This is a genomic window from Micromonospora sp. NPDC047812, from assembly GCF_040704175.1.
GTDB lineage: Bacteria > Actinomycetota > Actinomycetes > Mycobacteriales > Micromonosporaceae > Micromonospora.
In genome coordinates this window covers 81,433-94,887 of sequence record NZ_JBEYRY010000002.1, presented here as the reverse complement: position 1 = coordinate 94,887, position 13,455 = coordinate 81,433, and the positions used below count along the sequence as shown (strand labels likewise).

Below are 13,455 nucleotides of genomic sequence, written 5' to 3'. Positions count from 1 at the left end.
CGCCCGTACTCTTCCGGCATCCGGGTGCCGCCACCGGACGATTCCATGCGGCCGGCCGCTGCCGGTCGCCTGCCACGGGAGGCCGCTTTCGATGAAGCCCGGTCCTCTCCCTGCCGTCGACAGGCCCGACGACATGGCCGGAGCCGCAGAGCTGCCCCGTCGGGACCGGCTGCCCGTCCGGCTCGGGGTGACCGAGCCCCGCCCGGAGGAGCCGCTGGCCGTGATTGGCGTCGGCCCGGCCGGCGCGGGGCGGCGCGAGGTGCTCGCCCGCCTGCTCCAGCTCGATCCGGCCATGCTCGCCGTGCCCGCCGGCAGTTGGCTCGTGGTGCGCCACTCCCAGGTGCCGACGCGGGCCGCCTACGTGCCCGGCTACCGCCAGCCCCACTCCTACGGGGCCGACCGGCTGGCCGCCGGGCCGGCGCTCGCGCGCCCGCCGCGCCGGGTCGAGCTGAGCCTGCCCGAGCCCCTGCTGCGGCACTTCAGCCTCGTCGACACGCCGGACACCGGCACCCTCGGGGTGGCCGGCGGTCAGCTGCTGCTCGACGCGGCTGGCCGGTCCGGGGCGGTGCTCTTCGTGATCGCCGCCGACCAGGCCTTCACCGCGGTCGAACTCCACCTGCTCGCCGACCTGGCCCGCGCCGGCGTCAAGGTCGCCTTCGCGGTCACCCCGGGCGCGGGCGGCTGGGCCCCGGTGCCGGAGGGCGCGGCGACGACGGAGGGCACGGGGGCGTCCGTCGGGTCGGCTCAGGCGCCGGTGGATCCGGTCGCGGTCACCGTCGAGGCGCACCGGGCGGCCCTGCTGGCCGCCGTTCCCGGGCTCGCCGACGCCCGCTGGTTCCCGCTCGACGCCGCGGCTGACGGGGCGGACCTGCGCCGGGCCCTGGTCGGCTGGGCCGCCGACGAGGGGCTGCGACGGGCGAGCGCCGAACCGCCGGTGCTGCCCGGGGCGCACGGCCGGGTGCCGGTGGTGGCCGACCCGGGCGGCTGGTCGGAGCAGCTCGACCGGCAGGCCCGGTCGTCCTCCCGGCGCATCCGCCAGCACCTCGCCCTGGAGGTGGCGAACATCCACCTCCGCGTGGTGCAGGAGATCGTCTTCGGGGTCGGCTGCGCCGGCCTGCCGCAGCTGCTCGACCGGGAGATGGAGGCGCTGTCGCTGCTGGCCACCGCCCAGTGCGACGAGGCGGTGCGCGGGCTCCTGGACGAGGCCGCCGGGCGGGTCTTCGGCGCGCCGCTGCCGGCGGGCGTCCGGCGGCGCCTCTACGCCCCCGTGCGCTGGGGCCTGACGGAGCACCGGGGCGAGCACGAGCTGGACCGCGTGCTGCTCGTCACCAGCACCGGCGGCGTGGCGGGGCTGACGGGGGCCGGCGCGACCGACACACTGGCGAGCTACCCGGGCGTGGCGCGCGTGGAGGTGCTCCCGCCGGTGGCCGTGGCCCTCTCGGGCGGCTGCTGGCAGCACTGGCGCAGCCCCGGCAACCACGATGCCAACGCCGCCCGAGCCTGGGCGCAGCGCGCGCTGCGCGAGGTCGAACTGGAACTGTCCCGGGAGGTGTCCCGGCGGTTCGAGGTGGTCCGCCTCTCGCTGGACGGGGTGCTCTCCGATGCTGTCGACCACGGCATCCTGCTCGCCTGAGGGCGATCCGGTCGCCCGCGGCGTCGGCACCGCGCCGAGGCCGCCGCTCGCCACCGCCGATGCCCTTGACCAGGCCGGACGCGGCGATCCGCGCCGGGCCGGCGTTCCGGTTCCTCGGTTCGGCGAATCCGGTGGCACGATGGGGGGCATGGCGGCTCCGCAGGTTGCACCTGTCGAGACGTCGGACACCGATGAGGTGCCGGCGTCCGACCGGCCGTGGGTGACGATCGTGTGGGACGACCCGGTCAACCTCATGACGTACGTGACCTGGGTCTTTCAGAAGCTCTTCGGCTACAGCCGCGAGAAGGCGGAACAGCTCATGCTCGACGTGCACCACAAGGGTCGCGCCGTGGTCTCCAGCGGCGCCCGGGAGCGGATGGAGCACGACGCGTCGCAGTTGCACGCGTACGGGCTGTGGGCGACGGTGGACCGGTCGTGAGCATGTTCCGTCGCCAGGGCGACCGCTACGTCGTCACCTTCGCCGTCGACGAGGTGCGGGTGCTGCGGAAGGTGGCATCCGAGGTGGTCGGGCTGCTCACCGACGGCTTCGACCACACCGACCCCGTGGTGGGCCGGCTCTTCCCCGAGGTCTACCCGGAGGACCCGTCCGGCACGGCCGAGTTCCGCCGCTACACCGAGGGCGACCTCAAGACCGCCAAGATCGACCAGGCCGGCGCGATCCTCGCCTCGCTGCCCGACGAGGCCGGCGGCGAGGTGCGCCTCGACGCGGAGGCGGCCGAGGCGTGGCTGCGGGCGCTCAACGACGCCCGGCTGGCGATGGGCGTCCGGCTGGAGATCAAGGACGGCACCGACCTGGGCGAGGAGCTCGACGACGCGGTCGCCGAGGACCCGACCTCCAGCCGGGTGTTCCAACTGTCGGTCTACGCGTACCTCGGCTACCTCCAGGAATCCCTGCTCAACGCCTTGATCGACTAGGCGTGACCGCCGCCACCTTAAGGTCGCGGCGGGTACGCGTTAGGCTGGACCACGTGCTGAGCATCGACCGGTCGATCGTCGACGCGATCGTCGCCCACGCCCGTCGGGACCACCCCGACGAGGCGTGCGGCGTGGTCGCCGGTCCCGCCGGCAGCGACACCCCCACCCGGCACATTCCGATGGACAACGCCGCCCGTTCCATGACGTTCTACGAGTTCGACTCGATGGAGCAGCTGCGGGTGTGGCGCGAGATGGACGACCGGGACGAGGAGCCCGTCGTCATCTACCACTCGCACACCGCCACGGAGGCGTACCCGTCCCGCACGGACATCTCGTTCGCCGGTGAGCCCGGCGCGCACTACCTGCTGGTCTCCACCCGCGACGCCGACACGGAGGAGATCCGCTCCTTCCGGATCGTCGACGGCGTGGTGACCGAGGAGCCGGTCCGGATCGTGGACGCGGGGGTGGACCCGCACGCCGTGCAGTCCTACATGTTCGGGCAGAGCCCGGCGACGGTCGACTACGAGTGTTCCGGCCGCTGATCCAGCGCCGTCACACCCGTCCACGTCCCGTCACCTTCCGGCACGCCCGACCATCATCGAGGAGCACGACATCATGGCCATTGAGGTTCGCATCCCCACCATCCTGCGCAGCTACACCGGCGGCGCGAAGGTCGTCGAGGGCGCCGGCGACACGCTCGCCGACCTGCTCGCCGACCTGGACTCCCGGCACGCCGGCCTGAAGGCCCGGCTGGTCACCGACGCCGGCGCGCTGCACCGCTTCGTCAACGTCTACGTCAACGACGAGGACGTCCGCTTCCTCGGCGCGCTGGACGCCAAGCTCAACGACGGCGACAGCGTGACCATCCTGCCGGCCGTCGCCGGGGGCGCGTTCGGCTTCGCCGCGGCCGCCGCGATCGCCCAGCACGGCGCCGCGGTCGCCGCGCGGTCGGCCGCCGCCGCCCGCTGACGGCGGCGGTCACCATGGCGCGGTACGACAGCCTCCTCGACGCCTGCGGGGGGACGCCCCTGGTCGGGCTGCCCCGGCTCTCGCCGACGGTGCCCGCCGGGGCGCCGCCGGTGCGGCTCTGGGCGAAGCTGGAGGACCGGAACCCCACCGGCAGCATCAAGGACCGGGCGGCCCTGTTCATGGTCCGGGCGGCCGAGGAGGCCGGCCGGCTCCGGCCGGGCGACACCATCCTCGAACCGACCAGCGGCAACACCGGCATCTCGCTGGCGATGGTGGCCAAGCTGCGCGGCTACCGGCTGGTCTGCGTGATGCCGGAGAACGTCTCGACCGAGCGGGTGCAGCTGCTCCGGATGTACGGCGCGGAGATCATCTTCTCGCCGGCGGCGGGCGGCTCCAACCAGGCGGTGGCCACCGCCAAGCAGATCTCGGCCGAGCACCCCGACTGGGTCATGCTCTACCAGTACGGCAACGACGCCAACGCCCGGGCGCACTACGAGACCACCGGTCCGGAGCTGCTGCACGACCTGCCCACGATCACGCACTTCGTGGCGGGTCTCGGCACCACCGGCACGCTGATGGGCACCGGACGCTACCTGCGCGAGAAGGTCGACGGCATCCAGGTCGTCGCGGCCGAGCCGCGCTACGGCGAGCTGGTCTACGGGCTGCGCAACATCGACGAGGGCTACGTCCCCGAGCTCTACGACGCGTCGGTGCTGTCCCGCCGCTTCTCCGTCGGCACCCGCGACGCGGTGCTGCGGACCCGGCAGCTCGTCGAGGTGGAGGGCATCTTCGCCGGCTTCTCCACGGGGGCGATCCTGCACGCCGCGCTCGCGGTGGCGCACGAGGCCGTCCGCGCCGGCCAGCGGGCCGACGTGGCCTTCGTGGTCGCCGACGGCGGTTGGAAGTACCTCTCCACCGGGGCGTACGGCGGCACCCTCGCCGACGCGGAGGAAGCCCTGGAGGGCCAGCTCTGGGCGTGACGTCCCGTGGCCGGGCCGCCGACACGCGTCGGTGGCCCGGCCGCCCCGTCACGGCTTCCGGGACGCGGCCGGTCCACTCACCCAGCGCTACCGGCGGACGCCGTCTCGTCACGGGATCCGGACGGGCGGCCCGGGCGGGTGTCACGTTGGTGACAACTTCCCGTGGATGACTCTTGTCGTCGCGCGGGCGCGCGTAGGCTGCCCTGCGTGGCGTACGCGTCGGTAGAGATCATCCACAGCGGGACCGTCGGCGCGGAAACTACGCATAGCTACAGTGAGACAACTCGATGCGACTGACCGTCCTGGGCTGCGCGGGCAGTTTCCCCGGTCCCGAGTCTCCCTGCTCGGCCTACCTCGTCGAGGCCGACGGTTTCCGGCTGCTGGTCGACTTCGGCTCCGGGTCGCTGTCCAACCTCCAGCGCTACGCGGGGCTGCACGCCCCGGACGCCATCATCCTCACCCACCTGCACTGCGACCACATCCTCGACGCGGCGTCGTACGTGGTGGTCCGCCGCTACGCCCCGGACGGCCCCTACCCGTCGCTGCCCGTCTACGCCCCCGCCGGCGCACCGGACCGGCTGGCCGCCGCGTACGGGCAGGAGGACAGCACGGTCGAGGACGTCTACCAGTTCTACGCCCTCGAACCCGGCACCTTTCCGATCGGCCCGTTCGCGGTCACCGTCGACCGGGTGAACCACCCCGTCGAGACGTACGGCGTCCGGCTGGAGCACGGCGGCCGGGTCCTCTGCTACTCCTCGGACACCGCACCCTGCGACGCGCTGCTGCGACTGGCCCAGGACGCCGACACGTTCCTCTGCGAGGCGAGCTACCTCGACGGCGTGGACAACCCGCCGGACCTGCACCTGACCGGCCGGGAGGCCGGCGAGGCGGCGACCAAGGCCGGGGTGGGCCGGCTGCTGCTCACCCACCTGGTGGCCGCCTGGGGCAGCGAGGCGCACACCGTGGAGTCGGCCGGCGCCGCCTTCGACGGGCCGCTGGAAGTCGTCCGGCCCGGCGCCAGCTACGAGATCTGACCGGCCGGCGCCCGGGGCGGGACACCCCGGGGCGCACCGATCGGGGCACCGCATAGGGTGCAGGGATGGCACGACCTGACGGGCGGCGACCCGACGAACTCCGACCTGTGACGTTGACCCGGGGCTGGAGCACCCATCCGGAGGGCTCGGTGCTCGTGGAGTTCGGCGGCACCCGGGTGCTCTGCACCGCCAGCGTGACCGAGGGCGTGCCCCGCTGGCGCAAGGGCTCCGGGCTCGGCTGGGTCACCGCCGAGTACGCCATGCTGCCCCGGGCCACCAACACCCGCTCCGACCGGGAGAGCGTGAAGGGCCGCGTCGGCGGGCGTACGCACGAGATCTCCCGGCTGATCGGCCGGAGCCTGCGGGCGTCCATCGATCTCAAGGCCCTCGGCGAGAACTCGATCGTGCTCGACTGCGACGTGCTCCAGGCCGACGGCGGCACCCGTACCGCCGCGATCACCGGCGCGTACGTGGCGCTGCACGACGCGGTGACCTGGCTGGCCGGGCGCAAGGCGCTGGCCGGCAAGCCGGAGAAGGTGATGCACCGCTCGGTGGCCGCGATCAGCGTCGGGATCATCGACGGCGAGCCCCGGCTGGACCTCGACTACACCGAGGACGTCGCCGCCGAGGTCGACATGAACGTGGTGTGCACCGGCACCGGCGAGTTCGTCGAGGTGCAGGGCACCGGGGAGGCGGGCGTGTTCGCCCGCGCGCAGCTCGACGCCCTGCTCGACCTGGCCGTCGCCGGCTGCGTGGAACTGGCCGAAGCCCAGCGGAAGGCGCTCCTCCCGTGAGCGCGAGGAGTGAGCTTGCGAGCCACGCAGTCGCGAACAAAGGTGGATTCAGATGAACAAGGTGCTGCTCGCCACCCGTAACCGCAAGAAGCTCGTCGAGCTCCAGCGGATCCTCGACGGCGCGCTCGGCGCGCACCGCGTCGCCCTGATCGGGCTCGACGACGTCGAGGAGTACCCGGAGCTGCCCGAGAGCGGCCTGACCTTCGGCGAGAACGCGCTGATCAAGGCGCGGGAGGGCTGCCGGCGCACCGGCCTGCCGACGATCGCCGACGATTCCGGGCTCGCCGTCGAGGCGCTCAACGGCATGCCGGGGGTGTTCAGCGCCCGCTGGGCCGGCCGGCACGGCAACGACGAGGCCAACCTCCAGCTGGTGCTGGACCAGATCGCGGACCTGCCCGACGAGCACCGGGGCGCGTCGTTCGTCTGCACGGTGGCCCTGGTGCTGCCCGGCGGCAAGGAGCACCTGGTCGACGGCCGGCAGACCGGCCGGCTGCTCCGGTCGCCGCGCGGCGACGGCGGGTTCGGCTACGACCCGATCTTCCTCGGCGACGGCCAGGACCGCACCAACGCCGAGCTGACGCCGCAGGAGAAGGACGCGGTCAGCCACCGGGGCAAGGCGCTGCGGGAGCTGGCCAAGCTGGTCGCCAAGGTGCTGCCGCCCGCGAGCTGACGGACCCGCCCCGGTGCCAGGGGTGCTGACGGGTTTCGCCGTCATCGTCACCGTCATCGCCGTCGGCTACGCGCTCGGCCGTGGCGGGGTGCTGGGGCCGGACGCGGCCACCGTCCTCTCCCGCGTCGCGTTCTTCGTGGCGACTCCGGCGCTGCTGTTCGAGACGGTGGCCCGGGCCGACGTGCCCGCGGTCGTCTCGTCCGCCCTCGTCGTCACGGTGGTGAGCACCACCGCCGTGGCGTCGGTGTTCGTCGCCGTCGCGAGGCTCTGCTGGCGCCGCTCCGTCGCGGACGCGACGGTCGGCGCCCTGGCCTCGTCGTACGTCAACGCGGCGAACATCGGCATCCCGGTCGCGGTCTACGTCCTCGGGGACGCCTCGTTCGTCGCGCCCGTCCTGATGTTCCAACTGGTCGTCATGACGCCGGTCGCGTTCGCCTTCCTCGAGGCGGCCACGGCGGGCCGCAGACCGTCGCTCGGCACGGTGGTGCTCCAGCCGGTCACCAACCCGGTCACCATCGCGTGCGCGCTGGGCGTCGGGGCCAGCCTGACCGGCTGGCTGCCGCCGGAGCCGGTCCTGCGGCCGATCGAACTCGTCGCGGCGATGGCGGTTCCCGCCACACTGATCGCGTACGGCCTCTCCCTGCACGGCGCGCCGCGGCCCGGCACCGGCGACACCGGGCGGGACGTACGGCTCGCGGTCGTCCTCAAGACGGTGGTCCAGCCCACCGTCGCCTATCTCGTCGCCCGCTTCGCGATGGGCCTGCCGCCCAACCTCGTGCTGGCCTGCACGGTCACCGCCGCCCTGCCGACGGCGCAGAACGTCTTCGTCTACGCGATCCGCTACGGCCGGGGCACCGTCCTGGCGCGCGACTCGATCCTGCTGTCGACGGTGGCCGCCGTGCCCGTGCTGGTCGGCGTGGCGGTGCTGGCGGGCTGATACCGCCGCGGGCGACGCGGTACGGCCGCCCGCGCGGCACCCCGGGCCACCGCGGCGCGACGGTGGCCCGGGGTGTCGTCAGTCGAGGGGCCCGATCTCGCGTTCGATGGCGGCGCGCAGCTCGGGCCCGGCCAGCACGTCCCGGGCGGCCTCCATCAGCGGGGCCAGGAAGACGTCCGGCCCGGGTTCCCCGGCGATCCCGCCGAGCGCCGCGACGGCCGCCCGGCCGGCCGGCGACGGGTCGAGCGGGGCGCGCAGCTGGAGCCCGCGTACGCCGGCGAGCAGCTCGACGGCGAGCAGGCTGGTCAGGTTGTCCAGCACGGTGCGCAGCTTCTTGGCCGCCGCCCAGCCCATCGAGACGTGGTCCTCCTGCATGCCGCTGGTGGGCAGCGAGTCCACCGACGCCGGGGCGGCGAGCCGGCGGTTCTCCGCGACGATCCCGGCCGCCGTGTACTGGGCGATCATCAGCCCGGAGTTGACCCCGGCGTCGGGGGAGAGGAACGCCGGCAGCTCCCGGGACCGGGTCACGTCGAGCAGCCGGTCCACCCGGCGCTCGGCGATCGCGCCCACCTCGGCGGCGGCGATGGCCAGGAAGTCCGCGGCGAAGCCCAGCGGCGCGCCGTGGAAGTTCCCGGTCGACTCGACGCGGCCGTCGGGCAGCACCACCGGGTTGTCCACCACCGAGACCAGCTCCCGGCCGGCCACCGTGCGGACGAAGTCCAGCGTGTCCCGGGCCGCGCCGGCGACCTGCGGCGCGCACCGCATCGAGTACGCGTCCTGCACCGCGTGCGCGAGGTCGTCGCGGTGCGAGTCCATCACCCGGGAGTCCTGTAGCAGCCGGTGGATGTTCGCCGCCGAGGCAGACTGCCCGGGATGCGGCCGGATGGCGTGCAGCTCCGGCAGGAACGGCCGCTCCGAGCCGAGCATCGCCTCGATGGCGAGGGCGGCGGTGACGTCGGCCATCGTGAACAGGTGCGCGGCGTCGTGGATCGCCAGCAGCAGCATGCCGAGCATGCCGTCGGTGCCGTTGATCAGCGCCAGCCCCTCCTTGGCGGCCAGCCCGATCGGCGCCAGCCCCGCCCGGCGCAGCACGTCGGCGGCGGGCAGCCGCTCGCCGGCCGGGCCGAGCACCCAGCCCTCGCCGAGCAGCACCAGCGCGCAGTGCGCCAGCGGCGCCAGGTCGCCGGAGGCGCCCAGCGAGCCGTGCTCCGGCACCCACGGCGTCACGTCGTGGTTGAGCAGGTCGACCAGCGCCTCGGCGACCAGGGGCCGGACCCCGGAGCGGCCGAGCGCCAGCGAGCGGACCCGCAGCAGCATCATGGCCCGGACCACCTCGCGCGGCATCGGCGCGCCCACCCCGGCGGCGTGCGAGCGGATCAGCGCGTGCTGGAGCTCGGCCCGCCGCTCGGGCGCGACGAAGGTGTTCGCCAGTGCGCCGAAGCCGGTGGAGACGCCGTAGACCGGCCGGCCGGCGGCCTCGATGCCGTCGACGATGGACCGGCTGGCGGTCATGGCGTCGACGGTGGCCGGGTCGAGGACGACCTTGGCGGTGCCGCGCGCGACGGCGAGCACGTCGGCGGGGGAGATCCCGGTGGGCAGGATGGTGACGGTCATTGGGGCACTCCGTTGCGCAGGACCTGGCGGATCAGTGGCACACCGGGCCGGTAGGCCAGGTGCAGGTGAGACGGGGCGTCGAGGATCATCAGATCGGCCCGGGCCCCGGGCCGCAGCACCCCGACGTCGTCGCGGCGCAGCGCCCGCGCGCCCCCGGCGGTCGCGGCCCAGACGGCCTCCGCCGGGGTCATCCGCATCTCGCGTACGGCGAGCGCGACGCAGAACGGCATCGACGAGGTGTACGACGAACCGGGGTTGCAGTCGGTCGCCAGCGCCACGATCGCGCCGGCGTCGAGCAGCCGGCGGGCGTCCGGGTAGGGCGAGCGGGTGGAGAACTCGGCGCCGGGCAGCAGGGTCGCGACGGTGGTCGGCTCGAATCCGGAGACCCACGTCTCGCCGGTCGAGGCCAGCGCGTCGACGTCGGCGTCGGTCAGGTGGGTGCAGTGGTCGACGCTCGCCGCGCCCAGCTCGACGCCGAGCTGGACGCCCGGCCCGGGGCCGAGCTGGTTGGCGTGCACCCGCACGCCCAGACCGACGGCCTGCCCGCAGGCGAGGATGGCGCGGGCGTGGTCGACGTCGAACGCGCCCCGCTCGCAGAAGACGTCGATCCAGCGGGCGTACGGCGCGGCGGCGGCCAGCATCGGCCCGCAGACCAGGCCCACGTAGTCGTCGGGGCGGTCGGCGTACTCGGCGGGGACCACGTGGGCGCCGAGGAAGGTGGTCTCCTCGCTGACCTCGGCGGCGATCGCCAGCGAGCGGGCCTCGTCGGCGACGGTGAGGCCGTACCCGCTCTTGATCTCCATGGTGGTGGTGCCCTGCCGCATCGCCTCGCCGCGCAGCCGGCGCACGGTGGCCCGCAGCTCGTCGTCGGTGGCCGCCCGGGTCGCGCCGACGGTGGTCCGGATGCCGCCACCGGTGTACGGCTGCCCGGCCATCCGGGCGGCGAACTCGGCGGCCCGGTCCCCGGCGAAGACCAGGTGGGCGTGGCTGTCCACGAAGCCGGGGAGCACGGCGGCGCCCCCGGCGTCCAGGCGCCGGTCGGCGGCCGGCGCGTCGCGGGACGGCCCGATCCAGGCCACCCGCCCGTCCTCGACCAGCAGCGCGGCGTCGCGCCGGATGCCCAGCGGGCCGCCCTCGTCGCCGGGCGGGTCGTTGGTCACCAGCTCGCCGATGTCGTCGACCAGCAGACTGCTCATGAGGTCACCTCCTCGATCGCCGCGGTCAGTTCGGCCGGCACGTCGACGGTCAGGTGCCGGCCGTCACGCACCACCGTCCGGCCGTCCACCACGACCTGCGCGACGTCGGCGGCGCCCGCCGCGAACCACACCCCCACCGGCGGTACGCCGGCCGTGCGCGGGGTGTCCAGCCGCACGGTCACCAGGTCGGCCCGCGCCCCCACGGCGATCCGCCCGGCGTCGCGCCAGCCCAGCGCGGCGTGACCGCCGACGGTGGCCGCGTCGTGCAGCTCGGCGGGGCCGAAGTGCCCGCGTCGGCGGGTGCGCAGCCGCTCGTCCAGTTCGACCGCGCGGGCCTCCTCGAAGAGGTCGATCACGGCGTGGCTGTCGCTGCCCAGGCTGAGCGGCAGGCCGACGTCGGCCATCCGCCGGGCCGGGCCGATCCCGTCGGCCAGGTCCCGCTCGGTGGTCGGGCAGAGGCAGACGCCCGTGCCGGCGTCCCCGAGCAGCGTGAGGTCGCCGCCGGTCAGGTGGGTGGCGTGCACGGCCGTGGTGTTCGGGCCGAGCGCCCCCCGGTCGGCGAGCAGCCGGGCCGGGGTGCAGCCGTGCGCGGCCCGGCAGGCGTCGTTCTCGGCGGGCTGCTCGGAGAGGTGCACGTGCAGGGGTGCGCCGCGCCGGTCCGCCCACCCGGCCACGGTGGCGAGCTGCCCGGCGGGCACCGCGCGCACCGAGTGGATCGCCGCGCCGACCCGGGCGTGCTCGTCGGCGGGCCGGAACGCGTCGACCCGTTCCGCCCAGCGCAGCGCGTCGCCGTCGCCGAAGCGTCGCTGCGGTCCGGCGAGCGGCTCACCGTCGACGGTGGCGGTCAGGTAGCAGGTGTCCAGCAGGGTGATCCGGATCCCGGCGTGGGCGGCGGCCTCGACCAGCGCCGCACCCATCGCGTTCGGGTCGGCGTACGGGGTGCCGTCCGGGCCGTGGTGGACGTAGTGGAACTCGCCGACGCAGGTGACGCCGGCCAGCGCCATCTCGGCGTAGACCGCCCGGGCCAGGGCCAGGTACGAGTCCGGGTCGAGCCGCTGCGCCACCGCGTACATCCGCTCGCGCCAGGTCCAGAAGTCGCCGCGCCCGCCGTGGGTGCGCCCGCGCAGCGCCCGGTGGAACGCGTGCGAGTGGGCGTTGGCGAGCCCGGGCAGGGTCAGGCCGGGCAGCCGCTCGGCATCGGCCATCACCTCGACCCCGGCGGGCGGCGTGCTCCCGGCCGTCAGCGGGGTCACACCGGTGATCCGACCGTCGGTCGTCTCGATCAGCACGTCGGCGGTGGGCTCGGCGTGGTCGGGCAGCCAGGCGTACTCGGCGAGCCAGCGGGTCACGGTCATCTCGTACGCCCCCTGTCGAACTGAACCGTCTGCGACATCAGTCGATCACCGCGGGTGCGAATCGGCTGCGACATCAGCCCGACAGGCCGCCGACGACCTCCCCGGGCCGCGCTCACCGGCATGCCAGCTCCTCCACCACCCGGGCCAGGGCGGTGACCCCGGCCGCGCAGTCGGCGTCGCTTGCCGACTCCGCCGGCGAGTGCGACACCCCCGTCGGGTTGCGCACGAAGAGCATCGCCGTGGGCAGGTGCGCGGCGAGCACCCCGGCGTCGTGCCCGGCCCCGGTCGGCAGCACCGGCGCGTCGAGCAGGGTCGCGAGCCGGTTGGCCAGCCCACCGTCGAAGGCGACCAGCGGGGTGGCCGACTCCTCCGTCAGCGCCACCTCCGTACCGTCGCGGCGGGCCCGCTCGGCCGCCTTCGCGCGCACCGCGTCGACCAGCCCCGTCAGCGTCTCCGGCTCGGCGGCCCGGGCGTCCAGCCAGCCGGTCACCTTCGACGGGATGGCGTTGGTGGCGTTCGGCTCCACCGCCACCCGGCCGACGGTGGCGTGGGCGCCGCGCAGCCGCGCCTCCTTGTTGGCCGCCAGCACCGTGAAGGCGTACGTCAGCATGGGGTCGCGGCGGTCGGCCATCCGGGTCGTACCGGCGTGGTTGCCCTCGCCGGTGAACTCGAAGCGCCAGCGGCCGTGCGGCCAGATCGCGCTGGCCACCCCGACCGGCGCGCCGGCGTCGACCATCGCGCGGCCCTGCTCGACGTGCAGCTCGACGAAGGCGGCGAAGCCGCCGAGCAGCTCGGGCCGGGCGCCCGCCGGCCGGGCGCCCAGCGCCTCGGCGAAGCTCACCCCGCCGGCGTCACGCAACCCGGCCGCGCGGTCCACCGCGATCTCCCCGGCGAGCAGCCGCGACCCCAGGCACGGTACGCCGAACCGCGCGCCCTCCTCCTCGACGAACGCGCCGACCACGACGGGGCGGGCCGGCGCGACGCCCGCCGCGCGCAGCTCGTCGACGGCGAGGAACGCGCTGACGATGCCGAGCGGCCCGTCGTACGCGCCGCCGTGCGGCACCGAGTCGAAGTGGCTGCCCGTCAGCACCGCGTCGCCGGCCTCGGGCTCGCCCCACCGGGCGAACAGGTTGCCGTTGCCGTCGTCGGTGACCGGCATGCCCCGGCGGTCGGCCTGCTCGCGGAACCACTCCCGCAGCCGCAGCTCCGGCTCGGTCAGCGCGTAGCGCAGGTAGCCGCCGCTGCCCTCGTCCCGCCCGACCGGCGCGATCTCGTCCCACAGCGCCCGGAACCGGCCGGCGAGGTCGCTCACGCGGTGCCTCCGTTGTTCGCGACTG

General features: G+C 74.8%; 14 protein-coding genes. 10 read left to right on the top strand and 4 right to left on the bottom strand.

What is annotated here, in order from left to right:
• Positions 1-133: 133 nt before the first annotated feature.
• The 10 genes from AB0883_RS08120 (at position 134) to AB0883_RS08075 (ending at position 7,953) form a co-directional block, all read left to right on the top strand.
• A complete protein-coding gene (locus AB0883_RS08120) occupies positions 134-1,633 on the top strand; it encodes a hypothetical protein (protein ID WP_366640479.1) in 1,500 nt (499 codons plus the stop codon).
• A gap of 148 nt (positions 1,634-1,781) precedes the next feature.
• A complete protein-coding gene (clpS, locus tag AB0883_RS08115; RefSeq protein WP_366641679.1) occupies positions 1,782-2,072 on the top strand; it encodes an ATP-dependent Clp protease adapter ClpS in 291 nt (96 codons plus the stop codon).
• Between the two features lie 2 nt (positions 2,073-2,074).
• Positions 2,075-2,569: a DUF2017 domain-containing protein gene (locus AB0883_RS08110; protein ID WP_192581321.1), complete on the top strand. Its 495-nt coding sequence runs from the start codon at positions 2,075-2,077 to the stop codon at positions 2,567-2,569.
• A gap of 53 nt (positions 2,570-2,622) precedes the next feature.
• A complete protein-coding gene (locus AB0883_RS08105; RefSeq protein WP_366640477.1) occupies positions 2,623-3,111 on the top strand; it encodes a M67 family metallopeptidase in 489 nt (162 codons plus the stop codon).
• Between the two features lie 73 nt (positions 3,112-3,184).
• The gene (locus tag AB0883_RS08100; RefSeq protein ID WP_121396341.1) at positions 3,185-3,538 is read left to right on the top strand and encodes a MoaD/ThiS family protein; all 354 of its coding nucleotides are present in this window, start codon (positions 3,185-3,187) and stop codon (positions 3,536-3,538) included.
• Positions 3,539-3,552: 14 nt separating this feature from the next.
• A complete protein-coding gene (locus tag AB0883_RS08095) occupies positions 3,553-4,518 on the top strand; it encodes a PLP-dependent cysteine synthase family protein (protein WP_121396340.1) in 966 nt (321 codons plus the stop codon).
• Between the two features lie 287 nt (positions 4,519-4,805).
• Positions 4,806-5,552, top strand: coding sequence for an MBL fold metallo-hydrolase (locus AB0883_RS08090; RefSeq protein ID WP_366640475.1), 747 nt, complete (start codon positions 4,806-4,808; stop codon positions 5,550-5,552).
• A gap of 65 nt (positions 5,553-5,617) precedes the next feature.
• Positions 5,618-6,346: a ribonuclease PH gene (rph, locus tag AB0883_RS08085; RefSeq protein WP_366640473.1), complete on the top strand. Its 729-nt coding sequence runs from the start codon at positions 5,618-5,620 to the stop codon at positions 6,344-6,346.
• A 52-nt stretch (positions 6,347-6,398) separates the two neighbouring features.
• The gene (gene rdgB / locus AB0883_RS08080) at positions 6,399-7,016 is read left to right on the top strand and encodes an RdgB/HAM1 family non-canonical purine NTP pyrophosphatase (protein ID WP_121396337.1); all 618 of its coding nucleotides are present in this window, start codon (positions 6,399-6,401) and stop codon (positions 7,014-7,016) included.
• A gap of 22 nt (positions 7,017-7,038) precedes the next feature.
• Positions 7,039-7,953: an AEC family transporter gene (locus AB0883_RS08075; protein WP_366640471.1), complete on the top strand. Its 915-nt coding sequence runs from the start codon at positions 7,039-7,041 to the stop codon at positions 7,951-7,953.
• Positions 7,954-8,031: 78 nt separating this feature from the next.
• Here AB0883_RS08075 and hutH read toward each other — a convergent pair whose 3' ends face one another.
• From hutH to AB0883_RS08055, 4 genes are all read right to left on the bottom strand, one after another.
• Positions 8,032-9,567: a histidine ammonia-lyase gene (gene hutH / locus AB0883_RS08070; RefSeq protein WP_366640469.1), complete on the bottom strand. Its 1,536-nt coding sequence runs from the start codon at positions 9,565-9,567 to the stop codon at positions 8,032-8,034.
• Positions 9,564-10,763 carry an imidazolonepropionase gene (gene hutI / locus AB0883_RS08065; RefSeq protein ID WP_366640467.1) on the bottom strand — a complete coding sequence of 400 codons (1,200 nt, stop codon included), beginning with the start codon at positions 10,761-10,763 and terminating at the stop codon, positions 9,564-9,566. The genes hutH and hutI overlap by 4 nt, the downstream gene beginning before the upstream one ends.
• Positions 10,760-12,112 carry a formimidoylglutamate deiminase gene (locus AB0883_RS08060; RefSeq protein ID WP_366641678.1) on the bottom strand — a complete coding sequence of 451 codons (1,353 nt, stop codon included), beginning with the start codon at positions 12,110-12,112 and terminating at the stop codon, positions 10,760-10,762. Before AB0883_RS08060 ends, hutI begins: the two co-directional genes overlap by 4 nt.
• A gap of 118 nt (positions 12,113-12,230) precedes the next feature.
• Positions 12,231-13,430 (bottom strand): allantoate amidohydrolase, encoded by a 1,200-nt coding sequence (locus AB0883_RS08055; protein ID WP_366640466.1) that lies wholly within the window; start codon positions 13,428-13,430, stop codon positions 12,231-12,233.
• Positions 13,431-13,455 lie beyond the last annotated feature (25 nt).

Excerpts from the sequence above, each read along its gene's own strand:
- hutH (WP_366640469.1), bottom strand. The coding sequence starts at position 9,567 with ATGACCGTCACCATCCTGCCCACCGGGATCTCCCCCGCCGACGTGCTC.
- hutI (WP_366640467.1), bottom strand. The coding sequence starts at position 10,763 with ATGAGCAGTCTGCTGGTCGACGACATCGGCGAGCTGGTGACCAACGAC.
- AB0883_RS08095 (WP_121396340.1), top strand. The coding sequence starts at position 3,553 with ATGGCGCGGTACGACAGCCTCCTCGACGCCTGCGGGGGGACGCCCCTG.
- rph (WP_366640473.1), top strand. The coding sequence starts at position 5,618 with ATGGCACGACCTGACGGGCGGCGACCCGACGAACTCCGACCTGTGACG.
- AB0883_RS08100 (WP_121396341.1), top strand. The coding sequence starts at position 3,185 with ATGGCCATTGAGGTTCGCATCCCCACCATCCTGCGCAGCTACACCGGC.
- rdgB (WP_121396337.1), top strand. The coding sequence starts at position 6,399 with ATGAACAAGGTGCTGCTCGCCACCCGTAACCGCAAGAAGCTCGTCGAG.
- AB0883_RS08090 (WP_366640475.1), top strand. The coding sequence starts at position 4,806 with ATGCGACTGACCGTCCTGGGCTGCGCGGGCAGTTTCCCCGGTCCCGAG.
- AB0883_RS08120 (WP_366640479.1), top strand. The coding sequence starts at position 134 with ATGGCCGGAGCCGCAGAGCTGCCCCGTCGGGACCGGCTGCCCGTCCGG.
- AB0883_RS08110 (WP_192581321.1), top strand. The coding sequence starts at position 2,075 with ATGTTCCGTCGCCAGGGCGACCGCTACGTCGTCACCTTCGCCGTCGAC.
- clpS (WP_366641679.1), top strand. The coding sequence starts at position 1,782 with ATGGCGGCTCCGCAGGTTGCACCTGTCGAGACGTCGGACACCGATGAG.